15 protein-coding genes are annotated in these 16749 nt (G+C 71.0%); 6 read left to right on the forward strand and 9 right to left on the reverse strand.

All coding sequences use genetic code 11. The annotated features are described in order from the left end of the window. The first annotated feature begins 59 nt into the window (after positions 1–59). The 3 genes from lipB (at position 60) to CFT82_RS01790 (ending at position 2687) form a co-directional block, all read left to right on the forward strand. Positions 60–701, forward strand: coding sequence for a lipoyl(octanoyl) transferase LipB (gene lipB, locus CFT82_RS01780; protein WP_088817377.1), 642 nt, complete (start codon positions 60–62; stop codon positions 699–701). Between the two features lie 160 nt (positions 702–861). Beyond that, complete coding sequence (gene lipA, locus CFT82_RS01785) at positions 862–1884, forward strand: lipoyl synthase (RefSeq protein WP_088817378.1); 1023 nt, start codon at positions 862–864, stop codon at positions 1882–1884. A gap of 56 nt (positions 1885–1940) precedes the next feature. Next, positions 1941–2687 carry a DUF4191 domain-containing protein gene (locus tag CFT82_RS01790; RefSeq protein WP_088817379.1) on the forward strand — a complete coding sequence of 249 codons (747 nt, stop codon included), beginning with the start codon at positions 1941–1943 and terminating at the stop codon, positions 2685–2687. A 76-nt stretch (positions 2688–2763) separates the two neighbouring features. On the opposite strand, the gene CFT82_RS01795 is transcribed toward CFT82_RS01790, so the two are convergent. Beyond that, entirely contained in the window at positions 2764–3237 is a 474-nt protein-coding gene (locus CFT82_RS01795; protein ID WP_088818270.1) for an RDD family protein, read from the reverse strand. Positions 3238–3390: 153 nt separating this feature from the next. On the opposite strand from CFT82_RS01795, the gene glnA reads away from it, so the two are divergent. Next, complete coding sequence (gene glnA / locus CFT82_RS01800; RefSeq protein ID WP_088817380.1) at positions 3391–4815, forward strand: type I glutamate--ammonia ligase; 1425 nt, start codon at positions 3391–3393, stop codon at positions 4813–4815. A gap of 95 nt (positions 4816–4910) precedes the next feature. Here glnA and CFT82_RS01805 read toward each other — a convergent pair whose 3' ends face one another. Further along, positions 4911–6164, reverse strand: coding sequence for a hypothetical protein (locus tag CFT82_RS01805; protein WP_088817381.1), 1254 nt, complete (start codon positions 6162–6164; stop codon positions 4911–4913). Beyond that, positions 6161–8341: a S9 family peptidase gene (locus CFT82_RS01810; RefSeq protein ID WP_088817382.1), complete on the reverse strand. Its 2181-nt coding sequence runs from the start codon at positions 8339–8341 to the stop codon at positions 6161–6163. The genes CFT82_RS01805 and CFT82_RS01810 overlap by 4 nt, the downstream gene beginning before the upstream one ends. An 81-nt stretch (positions 8342–8422) precedes the next feature. On the opposite strand from CFT82_RS01810, the gene CFT82_RS01815 reads away from it, so the two are divergent. Further along, a complete protein-coding gene (locus CFT82_RS01815) occupies positions 8423–8734 on the forward strand; it encodes a cupin domain-containing protein (RefSeq protein ID WP_088817383.1) in 312 nt (103 codons plus the stop codon). Beyond that, a complete protein-coding gene (locus tag CFT82_RS01820; RefSeq protein ID WP_088817384.1) occupies positions 8734–9306 on the forward strand; it encodes a hypothetical protein in 573 nt (190 codons plus the stop codon). The genes CFT82_RS01815 and CFT82_RS01820 overlap by 1 nt, the downstream gene beginning before the upstream one ends. A gap of 82 nt (positions 9307–9388) precedes the next feature. Here CFT82_RS01820 and CFT82_RS01825 read toward each other — a convergent pair whose 3' ends face one another. The 6 genes from CFT82_RS01825 to CFT82_RS01850 all read right to left on the reverse strand — a co-directional run bounded on the left by CFT82_RS01825 (position 9389) and on the right by CFT82_RS01850 (position 16695). After that, entirely contained in the window at positions 9389–9868 is a 480-nt protein-coding gene (locus CFT82_RS01825; RefSeq protein WP_159461816.1) for an AAA family ATPase, read from the reverse strand. A gap of 2 nt (positions 9869–9870) precedes the next feature. Further along, positions 9871–13431 carry a DNA polymerase III subunit alpha gene (gene dnaE / locus CFT82_RS01830; protein WP_088817386.1) on the reverse strand — a complete coding sequence of 1187 codons (3561 nt, stop codon included), beginning with the start codon at positions 13429–13431 and terminating at the stop codon, positions 9871–9873. 51 nt (positions 13432–13482) lie between these two features. Next, positions 13483–14412 carry an RluA family pseudouridine synthase gene (locus CFT82_RS01835; protein ID WP_088817387.1) on the reverse strand — a complete coding sequence of 310 codons (930 nt, stop codon included), beginning with the start codon at positions 14410–14412 and terminating at the stop codon, positions 13483–13485. After that, positions 14405–14998: a signal peptidase II gene (gene lspA / locus CFT82_RS01840; protein WP_088817388.1), complete on the reverse strand. Its 594-nt coding sequence runs from the start codon at positions 14996–14998 to the stop codon at positions 14405–14407. The genes CFT82_RS01835 and lspA overlap by 8 nt, the downstream gene beginning before the upstream one ends. Next, positions 14971–15708 (reverse strand): TraR/DksA C4-type zinc finger protein, encoded by a 738-nt coding sequence (locus CFT82_RS01845; RefSeq protein WP_200815025.1) that lies wholly within the window; start codon positions 15706–15708, stop codon positions 14971–14973. The genes lspA and CFT82_RS01845 overlap by 28 nt, the downstream gene beginning before the upstream one ends. Positions 15709–15909: 201 nt before the next feature. Continuing rightward, the gene (locus CFT82_RS01850) at positions 15910–16695 is read right to left on the reverse strand and encodes a DivIVA domain-containing protein (RefSeq protein WP_088817390.1); all 786 of its coding nucleotides are present in this window, start codon (positions 16693–16695) and stop codon (positions 15910–15912) included. Positions 16696–16749: the final 54 nt, after the last annotated feature.

The following is a 16749-nucleotide window of genomic DNA, read 5'->3' on the forward strand; positions in this document are numbered from 1 at the left end:
ACTGTGGAGCGGGGCACCCACCCCGTGCCGGCCGTCGTCCACAGGCGTAGCCTCTCCCCATGCGCATCGAGCACGTGGGCTTCGCACCGGACACCGTCGACTACCTCGCGGCATGGGACCTCCAGCGGGAGACCCACGCCCGGGTCGCCGACGGCGGGGAGGACACCGTCCTCCTCCTGGAGCACACCGCGGTCTACACCGCCGGCAAGCGCACCTCCCCGCACGAGCGCCCGCTGGACGGCACCCCGGTGGTCGACGTCGACCGCGGGGGGAAGATCACCTGGCACGGCCCCGGGCAGCTCACCGGGTACCCGATCGTCCGGCTGCCCGACCCCGTCGACGTGGTGGCCTACGTGCGCCGCCTCGAGGAGATGATGATGCGGGTCTGCGCGGAGCTCGGGGTCGAGACCGCCCGCGTGGAGGGCCGCAGCGGCGTCTGGGTGCTCGCCGACGAGAAGGGCCCGGACCGCAAGATCGGCGCCATCGGGATCCGGGTGTCCCGCGACGTCGCCATGCACGGCTTCGCCCTGAACGTCGACTGCGATCTCTCCTGGGCCGAGACGATCGTCCCCTGCGGCATCGCCGACGCGGGGGTCACCAGCCTGGCCGCCGAGCTCGGCCGGGAGATCACCGTGACCGAGGTCGTGCCCCGCGTGGAGCGTCAACTGCGCGAGCTCCTGGAGGGCTGGCCCGCCCTCTGAGGGGCGGACGCTCACGACCCGCCGGCACGCCGCGGGCGCCGGGAATGTTCCCGACCCCCGCGGCGTATCCTTGAGCACCAACTGTGCCCCCACCGCCGGCGGGAGACCGCCGGGCCCCGAGGCGCGCAGACCGAGTCACCGTCAACCGCTGGGAGAACCCGTGACCGTCGCCCCCGAGGGCCGCCGCCTGCTGCGCGTCGAGGCCCGCAACGCCGAGACCCCCATCGAGCGGAAGCCCGAGTGGATCCGCACCACGGCCAAGATGGGCCCGGAGTACCGGGAGATCAACTCGATGGTGAAGGGCCAGGGCCTGCACACGGTGTGCCAGGAGGCCGGCTGCCCGAACATCTTCGAGTGCTGGGAGGACCGCGAGGCGACCTTCCTCATCGGCGGTGACACCTGCACCCGCCGCTGCGACTTCTGCGACATCGCCACCGGCAAGCCGATGGCCCTGGACCCCGCCGAGCCGATGAAGGTCGCGCGCTCGGTCGCCCAGATGGAGCTGCGCTACGCCACCGTCACCGGGGTGGCCCGCGACGACCAGCCCGACGGCGCCGCCCAGCTGTACGCCGACACGATCATCGCGATCCACGAGCAGAACCCGAACACCGGCGTGGAGATCCTGCCCCCGGACTTCGGCGCGAAGCCTGAGCTCGTGCAGAAGGTCTTCGACGCCAAGCCGGAGGTCTTCGCCCACAACCTGGAGACGGTGCCGCGCATCTTCCGCCAGATCCGCCCGGCGTTCACCTACGAGAAGTCCCTCAAGGTCATCGAGATGGCCAAGGAGGACGGGCTGCTCACGAAGTCGAACCTCATCCTGGGCATGGGCGAGGACGACCAGGAGATCCGCCAGGCGATGCGCGACCTGCGCGAGTCCGGCTGCGACATCCTGACCCTCACCCAGTACCTGCGCCCCTCGAAGCTGCACCACCCGATCGACCGGTGGGTGAAGCCGGAGGAGTTCCTCGCCCTCTCGGAGTACGGCGAGGAGCTCGGCATGAGCATCATGGCCGGCCCGCTGGTGCGTTCCTCCTACCGCGCCGGCCGCCTGTGGGCGACCACCATGCGCAAGCTGGGGCGCCCGATCCCCGAGCACCTGGCCCATCTCGGCGAGGCCGTCGACGACGGGGCCCGCCAGGAGGCCCGTACGCTGGTCGAGAAGCGGCTCGGCGCCTCCGCCTGAGCCCCTCTCCCCTGCGAAGACACCCACCCCTGCGAACGCGAGGACACGACAGCCGCATGGCGACCGACAAGAAGAACAAGCCCAAGCTCACCGAGCGCGTGAAGGGCCTGGGGACCCAGATCCGTTCCGTCTACGACATGTCGAAGGCGGCCAACCCGAACACGCCGCTGATCCTGCTGGCGGTCTTCCTCGGCGTCATGGTGCTCTTCGGTGCCCTGGGTCTGCTCTTCGACCTGTTCGTGTACTTCCTCGTCCTCGGCCTCCCGGTGGCCGTGCTGGCGACGACCTTCACCCTCGGCCGCATCGCCCAGAAGGCCGCCTACACGCAGGTGGAGGGCCAGCCCGGTCAGGCCGGCGCCGTCCTGCAGGCCCTGGGCCGCGGCTGGTGGTACGAGCAGGAGCCGGTGGCCGCCGAGATGCCCCGCCGGGCCCGCTCCATGAACGACATGAGCGGGGCCGCGATGGTCTTCCGCGGCGTCAGCCGGCGTGGCGTGCTGCTCGTGGCCGAGGGCCCCAAGGGTCCGGCCCAGCGCATGCTCACCGCGCAGGAGAAGCAGGTCCACCGCATCGCCGGGCCGGAGGTCCCCGTGACCACCTACCTGGTGGGCTCCGGGGAGGACCGGACCCGCCTCAGCGAGGTCGTCCAGCAGGCCAAGAAGCTGCCCAAGCAGATCACCGAGCCCGAGGCCGAGGCGGTGCACCGCCGCCTGACCGCCATGGGGGGCATCTCCAAGCAGGCCGGCATGCCCAAGGGTGTCGACCCGCAGCGCATGCGCACCGCGAAGCGCTCCACCATCCGCTGAGGCGACACCGCCGGAAGGGGCCCCGCAGCACTGCTGCGGGGCCCCTTCCTGGATCCGGGGTGGTGGCCCCGGGAGGTCAGCGGGTGCGCAGGAGGACGGTGCGCGGCACCCAGTCGTGCATGCCGCGCTGGTCGCGGTCCCAGACGAGCGCCGGCAGCGCCAGGGCCAGCAACACGCCGCGGAGCAGGGACTCGAGGACCCCCACCCGCTGGCCATCCAGGCGCACCACCTGCATCCCCAGCAGCCGGTGCCCCAGCGTCCCGCCCGCCGCCGCCACCAGCACCACGTTCTCGGCGAGGAAGATCAGGTGGGCGACGATCTGCCCGCTCCCCCCGGCGTGCATGTTCCCCCAGGTGGCCCCGGCGATGATCAGGCAGGCGAACCAGTCGATGAAGAGGGCCACGACGCGGGGACCGAAGCGTGCCACGGAGCCGACCCCCGACTCCGGCAGGCCGAGCCGCTCACCCGGGTACCCGAGGTCCTCCTGCTGGTCCTCCGGGAGGGCCGCCCGGGGGCCGCTGAGCCACGAACCGATCTCTCGTCTGTTCACCCGCACAGGGTACGGAGCGGGGCCCGGCCTCCGGCGACCGGTCCTGTGACCGGTCGCACGTGGCGTGTCCGGCTTCCCTTGCTCTCGCGGCAGGGCGCCGGAGACTACGCTGGATCCCGTCCCCCCCCACCACGCCAGCAGAAGGGCACCGAGGTGTTCAAGAGCCCGCAAGAGGTCATCGACTACATCGAGCGCGAGGAGGTGCAGTTCCTCGACATCCGGTTCTGTGACCTCCCGGGGGTGATGCAGCACTTCAACATCCCGGCCAAGTCGGTGGACATCGACGCCCTGGCCGAGGGCCAGATGTTCGACGGCTCCTCCATCCGCGGCTTCGTGGGCATCCACGAGTCCGACATGAAGCTGCTCCCGGACTTCGAGACGGCCTTCGTCGACCCCTTCCGCGAGGCCAAGACCCTGGTCCTGAACTACGCCGTGGTCGACCCCTTCACCGACGAGCCCTACGGTCGTGACCCGCGCAGCATCGCGCGCCGCTCCGAGGAGTACCTGGCCTCCACCGGGATCGCCGACACCGTGTTCATCGGCGCCGAGGCCGAGTTCCACGTCTTCGACGACGTGCGGTTCGAGACCAAGCCCGGCAGCTCCTTCTACGCCGTCGACGCCGAGGCCGCCGCGTGGAACACCGGGGCCGAGGAGCTCGGCGGCAACCAGGGCTACAAGGTGAGCACCAAGGGTGGCTACTTCCCGGTCTTCCCCACCGACCACTACACCGACCTGCGCGACCAGATCTGCGCCAACCTGTCGGACGTGGGCCTCGAGGTGGAGCGCAGCCACCACGAGGTGGGCTCCGCCGGGCAGCAGGAGATCAACTACAAGTTCAACACCCTGCTCCACGCCGGTGACGACATGATGAAGTTCAAGTACGTCGTCAAGGGCACCGCGTGGGAGGACGGCCGCTCGGCCACCTTCATGCCCAAGCCGGTCATGGGCGACAACGGCTCGGGCATGCACACCCACCAGAGCCTGTGGAAGGACGGCGAGCCGCTGTTCCACGACGAGAACGGGTACGCCCAGCTCTCGGACACCGCGCGCTGGTACATCGGTGGTCTGCTCAAGCACGCCCCCGCGCTGCTGGCGTTCACCAACCCGACCATCAACTCGTTCCGGCGCCTGGTCCCCGGTTACGAGGCCCCGGTCAACCTGGTGTACTCGGCCCGCAACCGCTCGGCCTGCATCCGCATCCCGATCACCGGGTCCTCCCCCAAGGCCAAGCGGGTGGAGTTCCGCGTGCCGGACCCGTCGTCCAACCCGTACCTGTGCTTCGCGGCGCAGCTGATGGCCGGCATCGACGGCATCCGCAACCGCATCGAGCCGCCGGAGCCGGTGGACAAGGACCTGTACGAGCTGCCGCCGGAGGAGCAGGACGCCATCGAGCAGCTGCCCTTCTCGCTGGACGACGCACTGCTGGCGCTGGAGGCCGACCACGACTTCCTCACCGAGGGTGACGTGTTCACCGACGACCTGATCGCCGCCTGGGTGGACTACAAGCGCACCCACGAGATCGAGCCCATGCGCCTGCGCCCGAACCCGTACGAGTACGAGCTCTACTACCACATCTGAGGATGATCCCCTGGGGCACAACGATTCCCCCAGGGACAGCACCGCTGACCGCCCGTTGTCCGCACTCGCGGGCAGCGGGCGGTCGCGTGGGCGCGTCAGACCACGCGCACCAGACCCTGCCGCCGGAGGGACGCCAGCGCGTCGGCCGTGATGAGGGACGCCTGCGGGTGCTCCCCGAAGGTCTCCACCAGGACCTCCTGGAGCTCGGCCAGGGAGCGGGGTCGCTCGCCGAGCTGCTCCCACAGCACCCGACCCAACGGACCCAGCTGTGTGACCTCCGACCCGGTCATCACCACGGCCTGGCCGTCGGTGGTGAGCACCGCGGTGGAGAAGTCGACGCGCTCCACCCGGGCCGTGGACGGCAGCGGCTCGTCGTCGGTGGACCGCTCGGGCACCTGGTCCCACGGGGCCCCGCCGACGAGCACGTTCGGTTCGTCCGCCGCGCGCCGCGGATGGTGCACCTGACCCGCCACCCACTCGGCCAGCAGGTCCGAGGCCTCCTCGATCTCGGCGTAGACCAGCTCCACCACCCCCACCTCGCGGACCACCTCGACCATCCGGCCCAGCCCCCCGGGCGTGCGGCTCAGCGCCGAGCTCTGCGGCGCCAGACGCCCCAGCGCCTCGGCCAGGTCGACCTGCTCCAACCGCGGCAGCGTGCCTCCATCCTGCTGCACCTCCTCCTGGGTGCGCAGACGCCGCAGCAGCACCAGCCCACCCAACGATGCGGGGTGCTCCGGCAGGGCCATGCCCAGCTCGTCGGGACCCACCTGGTGCTTGAGGTGCCCGCCGACGGCCGGGTCGGTGACGATGGAGAGCGGCTTCGGCAGCGGCTGGATGACCAGGTCCTCCCCCACGGCCACGCACTCGTCGGTGAGGTACCCCCATCCCGCCTGGGCCAGCACCCGGCTGGCAGTGGTCTTGCCCGTGCCGGACGCGGCCACCAGGGCGATCGCACGACTGCTGCCCGGGGCGGTGAGGGCGCCGGCGTGCAGCATCAGCGCCTGACCCACGTGCTCGGCGATGGACGAGGAGATGAGCCGCGACGCGAACCGGTACCCGGCCTGCTCGTCGGTGACCGTGAGCGACTCCTCCGGCAGCGCGTCAGCCGCACCGGATCCGCCCTCACCCCCAGCGGCCGCCGGCGGAACGCTCCCCGACGCGTGGAGCCGCATCACCCGGGTGGGCTCCGCGTCGGTCGCGCACCGTGCCCACAGGGCGGGGACGTCGTCCTGCATGCCCGAGGCGTGGTCCACCACCGACCAGATGGTGCTCAACACCTGCAGGCGCGTGATCTCCCGCCCCTCGGGGAGCACGACGTCGGGCCCGCTGCCCGCATCGTGCTCGGTCACGACTCCACCCCGATGTGGGTGAGCAGGAAGGCCAGCTCCAGCGCCCGGTCGCGCCAGGCGTCGTACCGGCCGGAGCGCCCGCCGTGGCCGGCGACCATCTCCGTGCGCAGCAGCACGGGACGCTCGATGGGGTCGTTCGTCACCTGCGAGCGCACCGCCTGCACCCACTTGGTCGGCTCCCCGCACCCCACGCGCGTGTCGTTGAGGCTGGTGGTCGCCAGCATGGCCGGGTACTGCGCCTGCCGCACGTTCTCGTACGGGGTGTAGGACGCCATGCGGTCGTAGACCGCGGAGTCCGCCAGCGGGTTTCCCCACTCGGTCCACTCCCCCACGGTGAGCGGCAGCTCGGGGTTGAGGATGGTGGTGAGCGCGTCCACGAAGGGCACCGCCAGGTGGGCCGCCCGGTAGAGGTCCGGCTCCAGGTTGATCGCCGCACCCAGCAGCAGGCCCCCGGCCGACCCACCCTCCACGGCGAGACGCCCCGCATCGACCCACCCCGCATCGACCAGGGCGTGGGCGCACGCGTTGAGGTCGGTGAAGCTGTTGGCCTTGTGCTCCATGCGGCCGGCCTCGTACCAGGCGCGGCCCATCTCGCCGCCGCCGCGCACGTGGGCGATGGCGAAGACCACGCCCCGGTCGAGCAGGGACAGGCGGCTGATGCGGAAGTCCGGGTCGTTCGACACCTCGTAGGCGCCGTAGCCCGTGAGCAGGCCCGGGGCGGTGCCGTCGGGCTCCACGTCGTTGCGCCGCACCAGCGAGATCGGGATGCGGGTGCCGTCCTGGGCCGTCGCCCACAGGCGCTCCTGGGTGTAGGCGGCCGGGTCGTAGCCGCCGAGCACCGGCTGTTGGCGCAGCACCGTGGGTGCAGGCAGCGGGTCGCCGGCCAGCAGGGGGGCGAGGTCGTACTCGCTGGTGGTGGGCGGGGTGACCAATGACTCGGTCACCACCTGCAGGGTCGTGGCCGTGAACTCGGGGTTGGTGCCGGCGCCGAGGGTGTAGAGCGCCTCATCGGGCACGACGTCCACCGGGGCGCCGAGGGCAAGGCCGTCATCGGACGTGGCGGGCTCGCCCTGCCCGCCGCGGGGCAGCAGGCGCAGGCCCGTGAGCCCGTCGCGGCGCATCGAGACCAGGGCGAAGTGCTCGAACAGCTCGCACCCCAGCAGGCGCTCCCCCTCGGCCGGCGGGGACACCTGCTGCCAGTGCTCCAGCCCCGGGGCGTCCACGGTGGCGGTGGCCAGCTCCCCCTCGCGGGTGTTGAGGGTGTGCACCAGCAGCAGGTCGCGGCCGGCGACGTCGACGTCGTACTCCAGCCGGTCCTGGCGGGGCTGCACGACCTGCGGCTGGGAGGCCGGGTCGGTGGCGTCCACCAACCACCACTCGCTGGAGTCCGAGGACGCCTTGCCGATGAGCACCCACCGCTCGTCACCGGAGCTGTCCAGCCCCATCCACCAGGCCTCGTCGGACTCGGTGTGCAGCAGCTCGTCGGTGGCCGGGTCGGCGCCGATGGTGTGTCGCCACACCTCGTGCGGGCGCCAGGACTCGTCCACGCGCACGTAGTAGAGCTGGGTGGCGTCGTGGCTGAAGCACAGCCCGTAGCCGACCCCGGTGATCGACTCGTCGATGCGCTCGCCGGTGGCCAGGTCCACCACCGTGACCGCGAACCGCTCGTCGCCGGCGGTGTCCACGGCGAAGGCCAGCCGGGCGTCGTCGCGGCTGACGGTGAAACCGCCCAGGGAGAAGAAGGTGGAGTCCCCGGCCTCGGCGTTGCCGTCGAGCAGCACCTGCTCGCCCGCCGGGACGTTCCCCGCATCGAGTCGGGGTCGGTCGGTGGCGTACTCGCCGGTGGCGGCCACGCGGGCGTGGAGGGGGTACTGCTGGCCCTCCACGGTGCGCGTGTAGTACCACCACTGGCCGTGGCGGGACGGGACGGAGACGTCGGTCTGTTGGGTGCGGGCCTTGATCTCGCCGAAGATGCGCTCGCGGAGCGCATCCTGCGGCGCGAGCTGGGCGTCGGTCCAGGCGTTCTCGGCCTGCAGGTGGGCGACCACCTCGGGGTCCTCGGTGTCGCGCAGCCACTCCCAGTCGTCGGTGAACAGCTGGCCGTGGTGCTGGCGCTCGAGCGGACGACGGGGCGCGACGGGCGGGCCCGGGGGAACCGGCGGGGTGACAGCAGACATGCGGCTCACCCTACGGTCAGTCGGCGGGGCAGGTGGCCTACGGGCGGACCGACGGGAACGCTCCGCCGCTACCGTTGCGCCATGCGCTTCCTCTCCGCCGCCGAGTACACCGCCGACCGCGCCTGGGGCGCCCAGGACCTGGCACTGGTGGAGGGCGCCTCGGTGCGCCTGCACTGGACCGACGAGCCCTACATCTGGCACGTGAACGACGGCACGGAGGTGTTCGTGGTGCTCGATGGCATCGTGGACATGCACTACCGCTCCGACGGCACCGAGCACGTGGAGCGCCTCACCCCGGGGCGCATCTGCATCGCTGGGGTCGGTGACGAGCACGTGGCCCACCCGCAGGGCCCGGCCCGCATCCTCGTGGTGGAGAAGCAGGGGTCCGTCTGATGGCCGGCGAGCTCACCCGCTGGGCGGGGACCGGCGAGTCCTCCCCGGGTGCGCGCCGCGTCCTGGTGCTGCCCGGTGCGGGGTACAACGCGTCGATGCCGGGGCTCGCCCTGCCGATGCGGGCCCTGACCCTGGACGGCTGGGACGTGTGGCACGCACAGTGGTCCCTGTCCGGCGGGTCGCGCGAGGACGCCCGCGGCGTGGTCGAGGGCGTCCTGTCGCAGTGGGACACCGGCCAGTCCGGCCCGCCCGACCTGGTGGTGGGCAAGTCCATCGGCACGATGGGGGCCGGCTGGGTCGCTGACCACGGCATCCCGGCGGTGTGGACCACCCCCCTGCTCACCGACGAGGGCTGCGTCCGTGACCTCGCCCGGGCCACTGCCCCGGCGCTCCTCGTCGCCGGCACCGAGGACGCAGCGTGGGACGACGCGGCGGTCGCACGGATCGAGGCGCCGGCTCACCGCATCGAGGGGGCTGACCACGGGTGGCACACGGGTGACTGGCGGCGTGAGCTCGAGGTGCTGCGCGAGCTCACCGAGGCCGTGGCGGGGTTCGCCGCGGAGCTCCGCTGAGCCAGGGCCGCACAGCACCGTGGCGCAGTGAGTGAGACAGGACATCGTGTGCCGGACGGCCCCGGTCGCGGTGTGCAGCCGCTCAGTGCCGGACGATGACCAGCCCCTCGCTCTCGTCCGGCGGCTCGATGAGGCGCTCCAGGTGGACATTCCCCGCACGGGTCACGGCGTGGCTGTGGGGCGCGCCCGCTGCGGTCCGGTCTGCCGCCCGGCTGCTCGCGAGATCGATCGATACACCGAGCACGTGCAGCACCACCTGGGCCCCCACGGCTCCGGCTCGCTCCACGGCCCAGGCCCGGCGCTCGCGCGACCAGCTGTTCCAGTCGAGCACGACGTCGGCGCCGGTCACGAGCACCTGCTCCGCCACGGACCAGATGAGCTCACGCGCAGCCGAGGCGCGCTCCCCGTACCCGGGTGCGTCGATGCCCAGCCCCGGGTAGAGCCGGATCATCCACTCATCGAGCGTGAAGCGCACCGCCGCACCGTCCGCAGCGAGCTGACGGGCCAGCGTCGACTTGCCGGAACCTGCCAGCCCCAGGAACAGGTGGACGGTGCGCAACACCCTCACCCCACCGGCAGGCAGCCCGGGCCGAGCAGCGCCTTCAGATCGCCGAACAGCGAGTTCGACGCCGTCACCCGCAGGTCGTCCTCCACCCGCATCACCACGCGCCGCCCGGGCTGGGTGAGGTGGATCTGCACCTCCGTGGGCCCGGGGTGCTCACCAAGCACCGTCCGGAGCTTGCTCACCACCGCATCGGTGGTCTGGTTCATGGCCATGTGGATCATCACCGGTCCCCGCGGACCGTCGTCCAGGTCCGGAAGGCGCAGGTCGCTGGCGAAGATCGAGACCCCGTCCTCGCTGCGCTTCACCCGCCCGGTCACCACGCACACGACGTCCTGGGTGAGCATCGTCGAGACCGTCATGTAGGTGCGGGCGAAGAAGAGGCACTCCACCGAGCCCTGCAGGTCCTCCACCGTCGCGATGGCCCACAGCTCACCGCGCTTGTTGCGCTTGGTCACCACCTGGGTGATGAGCCCCGCGATCGTGACCTCCGCCCCGTCGGGTCGCCCCTCCTCGGAGTTCAGGTGGGCGATGGAGGTGTCGCTGGCCCGGGCCAGGGCGTGCTCGATGCCGAAGAGCGGGTGGTCCGAGACGTAGAGGCCGAGCATCTCCCGCTCGAAGGCCAGAAGGGTCTGCTTGTCCCACTCCATGTCGGGGATGGCCGGCATGCCCCCCAGGCTGGAGGCACCCTCGTCGTCCTCACCCATGAGCGCGGCGAAGAGCGACTCCTGCCCCCGCTCCTGCTCCTTCTTCTCCCCCACCAGGGCGTCCACGTACGCCTCGTGCACGCTCACCAGCGCCTGCCGCTGGTGGCCGAGGTCGTCGAAGGCGCCGGCCTTGATGAGCGAGTCGATGGTGCGCTTGTTGCACACCACGGCCGGGCACTTGCGCAGGAAGTCCTCGAAGGAGGTGAAGCGACCCTTCTCCTCCCGGGTCTCGATGATCGCCTTGACGACATTGCCACCGACGTTGCGGATCGCCTCCAGACCGAAGCGGATGTCCTCCCCGACGGCCGCGAACTGGCCGATGGAGGCGTTGACGTCCGGCGGGAGCACCTTGATGCCCATGTGCCGGCACTCGCCGAGGTAGAGGGCGGACTTGTCCTTGTCGTCCTGGACGCTGGTGAGCAGGGCCGCCATGTACTCGGCGCGGTAGTTGGCCTTGAGATAACCGGTCCAGTACGAGACCACACCGTAGGCGGCGGTGTGCGCCTTGTTGAAGGCGTAGTCGGAGAAGGGCAGGAGGATGCCCCAGAGGGTCTTCACGGCCTCGGCGGAGTAGCCGTTGTCGAGCATGCCCTTCTCGAAGTGCACGTACTCGGCGTCCAGCACCTCCTTCTTCTTCTTGCCCATCGCGCGGCGCAGGAGGTCGGCGTTGCCGAGCGTGTACCCCGCCAGCTTCTGCGCGATCTCCATGACCTGCTCCTGGTAGATGATCAGGCCGTAGGTCATCTTCAGGATCGGCTCGAGCGCCTCGGTGAGCTCGGGGTGGATGTAGTCCACCGGCTGCTTGCCGTTCTTGCGCAGGGCGAAGTTCGTGTGCGCGTTGGCGCCCATCGGGCCGGGGCGGTAGAGCGCGAGGGCGGCGGAGATGTCCTCGAAGTTGTCCGGCTGCATGAGGCGCAGCAGCGAACGCATGCCACCACCGTCGAGCTGGAAGACACCCAGGGTGTCGCCCTTGGCCAGCAGCCGGTACGTGGCCGGGTCGGTCATGTCCTTGCTCAGGGCGTCGAGGTCGATCGTCTCGCCCCGGTTGGACTCGATGTTCTTGATCGCGTCGTCGAGGATCGTGAGATTCCGCAGGCCCAGGAAGTCCATCTTGACCAGGCCGAGCGTCTCGCAGGAGGGGTAGTCGAACTGGGTGATGATCTGCCCGTCGGCCTCCCGCTTCATGATCGGGATGAGGTCGATGAGCGGCTCGCTGGCCATGATGACGCCGGCGGCGTGCACGCCCCACTGGCGCTTCAGCCCCTCCAGCCCGACCGCGGTGTCGTAGACCTCGCGGGCCTCGGGGTCGTTGGCGTGCAGCTCCCGGAACTCGATCGCCTCGGCGTAGCGCGGGTGGCTCTCGTCGAAGATCCCCGAGAGCGGGATGTCCTTGCCCATCACCGCCGGCGGCATCGCCTTGGTGAGCTTCTCCCCGGTGGCGAACGGGAAGCCCATCACCCGGCTGGCGTCCTTCAGGGCCTGCTTGGCCTTGATGGTGCCGTAGGTGACGATCATCGCCACCCGGTCGTTGCCGTACTTCTCGGTGACGTACTGGATCACCTCGGGGCGCCGGCGCTCGTCGAAGTCGACGTCGAAGTCCGGCATCGACTGGCGCTCGGGGTTGAGGAAGCGCTCGAAGATCAGGCCGTGCGGCACCGGGTCGAGGTCGGTGATGCCCATCGCGTAGGCGCACATCGAACCAGCACCCGAGCCACGCCCCGGCCCCACGCGGATGCCGTTCTCCTTGGCCCAGTTGATGAAGTCGGCCACCACGAGGAAGTACCCGGGGTACCCCTTGTTGATGATGACCTCCTGCTCGTACTCCGCCTGCTTGCGGGCGTAGTCGGGCACCCCCTCGGGGAAGCGGGCCTGCAGGCCGGTGGTCACCTCGTGGATGAACCAGCTCGTCTCGTCGTGGCCCTCCGGGCAGGGGAAGCGGGGCATGTAGCGCCCCTCCCCCTCGGTGAACTCCACGTTGCAGCGCTCGGCGATGAGCAGGGTGTTGTCGCAGGCCTCGGGCAGCTCGCGCCACAGGTGGCGCATCTCCGCGGCGGACTTCAGGTAGAACTCGTCGGAGTCGAACTTGAACCGGTTGGGGTCCATGAGGGTCGCCCCGGACTGCACGCAGAGCAGGGCGCCGTGGGCCTTCGCGTCCTCCTTGTTCGTGTAGTGGAGGTCGTTGGTGGCCACCAGCGGCAGGTCGAGCTCCTTGCCCAGACGCAGCAGGTCGGCCCGGACGTTGCGCTCGATGTCGAGCCCGTGGTCCATGAGCTCGAGGTAGTAGTTCTCCGGCCCGAAGATCTCCCGCAGCTCGCCGGCGGCCTCGCGGGCCTTGTCGTACTGGCCCAGGCGCAGGCGGGTCTGGATCTCCCCCGAGGGGCAACCGGTCGTGCCGATGAGGCCCTTGCCGTAGCGCTCCAGCAGCTCACGGTCCATGCGGGGCTTGAAGTAGAAGCCCTCGATGGAGGCCAGGGAGGAGGCCCGGAAGAGGTTGTGCATGCCCTCGGTGCTCTCCGCCCAGAGGGTCATGTGGGTGTACGCACCGGAGCCGGACACGTCGTTGCGGCCACCGTCGCCGTACTTCACGCGGGTCTTGTCCGTGCGGTGCGTACCCGGGGTGACATAGGCCTCCACACCGATGATCGGCTTGGCCTGGTGCTTGCGGGCCTTGGACCAGAACTCGTAGGCCCCGAACACCGAACCGTGGTCGGTGGTGGCGACCGCCGGCATCCCCATCTCGTCGGCGGCCGCGAAGAGGTCGTCGATGCGGGCTGCACCGTCCAGCATCGAGTACTCGGTGTGGTTGTGCAGGTGGACGAAGTTCTCGCCCTTCGAGGGGGCTCCGGGTGCGCTCATCGCGGGCCATCCTAGGACCGCCCACCGACCGCCTCGGCGCCCGTGCGCGGATCAGCCGCGGAGGCGGTCCAGGGCGCGCTGCAGGTCCTCGGGGTACTCGCTGGTGAAGCTCACGTGCTCCCCGGAGCCGGGGTGGGTGAATCCGAGCTGGACGGCGTGCAGCCACTGCCGATCCAGCCCCAGCTTCCGGGCCAGCGTCGGGTCCGAGCCATAGGTCGGGTCCCCGGCGCAGGGATGGCCCATCGCCGAGAAGTGGACGCGGATCTGGTGGGTGCGTCCGGTCTCGAGCTGCACCTCGAGCAGGGAGGCGCTGCGATGCGCCTCCAGCAGCTCGTAGTGGGTGATGCTCGGACGGCCGGTCGACATCACGGCGAACCGGTAGTCGTGCCCCGGGTGGCGGCCGATCGGCGCGTCGATGGTGCCGGTCAGCGGGTCGGGCAGGCCCTGCACGACCGTGTGGTAGGTCTTGTCGACCACCCGGTCCCGGAAGGCCTGCTTGAGCACGCTGTAGGCCCGCTCGGACTTGGCCACCACCATGAGCCCGGAGGTGCCCACGTCGAGGCGCTGGACGATGCCCTGCCGCTCGGCCGCCCCGGAGGTGGAGATGCGGTAGCCCTCGGCGGCGAGGCCACCCACCACGTCCGGGCCCTTCCACCCGACGCTCGGGTGCGCCGCCACCCCGGCCGGCTTGTCGATCACGATGATCTCGGTGTCCTCGTGGACCACCCGCATGCCCGGGATCGGCTCCGTGGAGGGCAGGACGGGCTCGGCCCGGTTCTCCTGCGGCAGGGTCACCGTGACCAGCTCACCGGCCACCAGGCGGTCCCCCTTGCCCAGGGTGCGCCCGCCCATCTCCACGCCCCCGGTGGCGGCCACGTCGGCCATCCGGTTGCGGCCCAGCCCCAGCAGGCGGGAGAGCCCGAGGTCGACGCGCTCGCCCTCCAGCCCATCGGGGACGACGACGGTGCGGGACTCAGCCACGGCGGGCCTCCTGATCGGTCGGGTCGGTGGTCTCGGGGGCCTCGGTGGGCTCGATCCCCCGCAGGGCGAGGAGCACCACCAGGGCCGCCCCGCAGGTCACGCCGATGTCGGCGACGTTGAAGACCGGCCAGTTCGGCAGCTCGAGGAAGTCGACCACGTGGCCGCGGGCGACACCCGGGGCACGGAGCAGGCGGTCGACGAGATTGCCCAGCGCCCCTCCCCCGACGAGCCCGAGCGCGACGGCCCAGGTGCTGGAGACGAGCTGCCGGGAGAACCAGAGCAGGGCCACGAGGACGATCGCCGCGAAGGCCGTGATGACCGGGGTGATACCGGTCCCCAGGCTGAAGGCGGCGCCGGGGTTGAAGACCAGCCGGAGCTGCAGCAGGTCACCCAGGAGCTCGACGGGCTGACCCCGCTCCAGCTCCCGCAGGGCCCACTCCTTCGTGACCTGGTCGAGGACCGCCCACAGGGCGACGATCCCCGCGACGAGGCCGAGGTGCCCACGCCGCGGCCGGGCGGGAGGGGCTCCGGCGGTGGGGTGGTCGGACGTCTGTGCGCTCAGCGGCGCTCCTGGTGCTGCTTGCATGGCACGCACAGGGTCGCACGCGGGAAGGCCTGCAGCCGCATCTTGCCGATCGCCTCGTGGCAGCTCTCGCACTGCCCGTAGGTGCCGTCCACGATCCGGGTCAGGGCGTGGGTGGTCTGCAGGAGGAGATCGCGGGAGTTCTGCGCGACGCTCATCTCGTGCTGGCGCTCGGAGCTGAAGGACCCGGCGTCAGCCTCGTCACCCGTGGAGTCGATGTTCTCGCTGACCAGCGTCAGGAGATCGCTCTCGGCCAGCTCCAGGTCGCGGGTGAGGCGAGCCAGCTCGGCCTCCAGCTCCACCCGGACCTCCGCCAGCTCGGACTTCGACCACGGCTCCTCGGCCCTGCCGACGACCAGCGACTTGGCCTTGGCGGACTTCTGCCCGGTGAGGCGCTCGGCGACGGTGGCCGGCTTCTTCGCAGCGGTCTTGGAGCTCTTGGCGGCTCCCTTCGAGGACTTGGCCGCCGACTTCGTGGTCTTCTTCGCCGAGTCCTTCTTCGCGGAGTCCTTGGAACCGGTCTTCGCCGTGGCCTCGGCGGCGGTCTTCTTGGACGCCTTCTTCGGGGCCTTGGTCTCCTTCTCGGAGCCCTTCTTCGGCGCCTTGCCGGCCTTCTCCCCCTTCTCGGCCTTCGCGCTCGACGTCTTGCTCGAGGCCGCCTTCGCCGGCGAGGTCTTCTTGGTCGTCGGCTTCTTCGCCGTGGTCGTGGCCACCAGATCTCCTCAGAACGTGCGGTCCCGGCCGCCGGTCCCGACGCCCTGGGTCCGGGGATCCACACACGGCTGATCCCCCTTGAGTGACATCCTCTTCGGATGTTGCGGGAACCCTAGGTGAAGCCCGGTGCCCGACCAAGCCCACGCCCACTTCGTCACCAAATCGTCACCGGCCGTTTTCCCGGTGTTCACCGTGGTGGCTCAGCTCCAGGCGGAGGTGGCCCCTTGGGAGGCCGACCGGCCGCGACGCCCTGCCGCCAGCGAGGCCGGGTCGTGCGGCGAGTGGAGGAAGGTGCGCTGCTCCTCGGCCCAGTGGGTGAACTGATCGGCCCGCTGCCGCAGGATCTGCTCGGCCTCCACCAGCCGCTCTCGTGCGTCGGCGATCCGGGCCTCCAGCGCCTCCAGCTGCCGCTGCGCGTGCTCGGTGCGTCGCGCGGCCTCGGCCTCGGCCTGCTCCACCCGGTCGTCGTGCACGGTCTGCGCCGCCTCCAGGAGGAGGGCGGCGTCACCGCCTGCGGCGAGACGGTCGACGGCCTCGGTGAGACGGGCCGCCCGGGCCCGGACCTCGTCGAGCCGCTCCTGGGCCTCGGCCTCGGCCCGCTGGGCGGCCTGCACCCGGTGGTGGCTGTCGAACTCCGCACTCTCGGCGGCGTGCATGGCCGCCATGATCCGCTGGTCGGCCTCCCGCTGCACCACGTCCGGGTCCTGCCCGCTGCTCACCGGACCGCCGAGCGGGATGAAGCCATCGTCGGCCGGCTGGCTGCCTCGGGCCGGCATCTCCACCGGCCCCTCCCAGCCCCCGTGGAACTCGGGCGCGTCGGTGCGTCCCTCCGCGGCGTCACGCAGGGACTCGTTCTCGGCGACCAGGCGCCGCAGCTCCCCCTGGACCCGGTCCAGGAAGGTGTTCACCTGCTCCTTGTCGTAACCGGGGCGCAGACGGGTCTCGTCGAACTCCCGCTCGAACAGCTCATCGGGGCGCAGCGTCATGAGTTCCTCCACTTCACGTCGTCACGAGTGTGGCACGCGGACCACTCGGATGAC

The organism is Kytococcus aerolatus (genome assembly GCF_900187395.1).
Classification (GTDB): domain Bacteria; phylum Actinomycetota; class Actinomycetes; order Actinomycetales; family Dermatophilaceae; genus Kytococcus; species Kytococcus aerolatus.

Coding starts and splice junctions, on each gene's coding strand:
- lipB (WP_088817377.1), top strand. CDS start 60: ATGCGCATCGAGCACGTGGGCTTCGCACCGGACACCGTCGACTACCTC.
- CFT82_RS01790 (WP_088817379.1), top strand. CDS start 1,941: ATGGCGACCGACAAGAAGAACAAGCCCAAGCTCACCGAGCGCGTGAAG.
- CFT82_RS01810 (WP_088817382.1), bottom strand. CDS start 8,341: ATGTCTGCTGTCACCCCGCCGGTTCCCCCGGGCCCGCCCGTCGCGCCC.
- CFT82_RS01815 (WP_088817383.1), top strand. CDS start 8,423: ATGCGCTTCCTCTCCGCCGCCGAGTACACCGCCGACCGCGCCTGGGGC.
- CFT82_RS01820 (WP_088817384.1), top strand. CDS start 8,734: ATGGCCGGCGAGCTCACCCGCTGGGCGGGGACCGGCGAGTCCTCCCCG.
- dnaE (WP_088817386.1), bottom strand. CDS start 13,431: ATGAGCGCACCCGGAGCCCCCTCGAAGGGCGAGAACTTCGTCCACCTG.
- lspA (WP_088817388.1), bottom strand. CDS start 14,998: ATGCAAGCAGCACCAGGAGCGCCGCTGAGCGCACAGACGTCCGACCAC.
- CFT82_RS01850 (WP_088817390.1), bottom strand. CDS start 16,695: ATGACGCTGCGCCCCGATGAGCTGTTCGAGCGGGAGTTCGACGAGACC.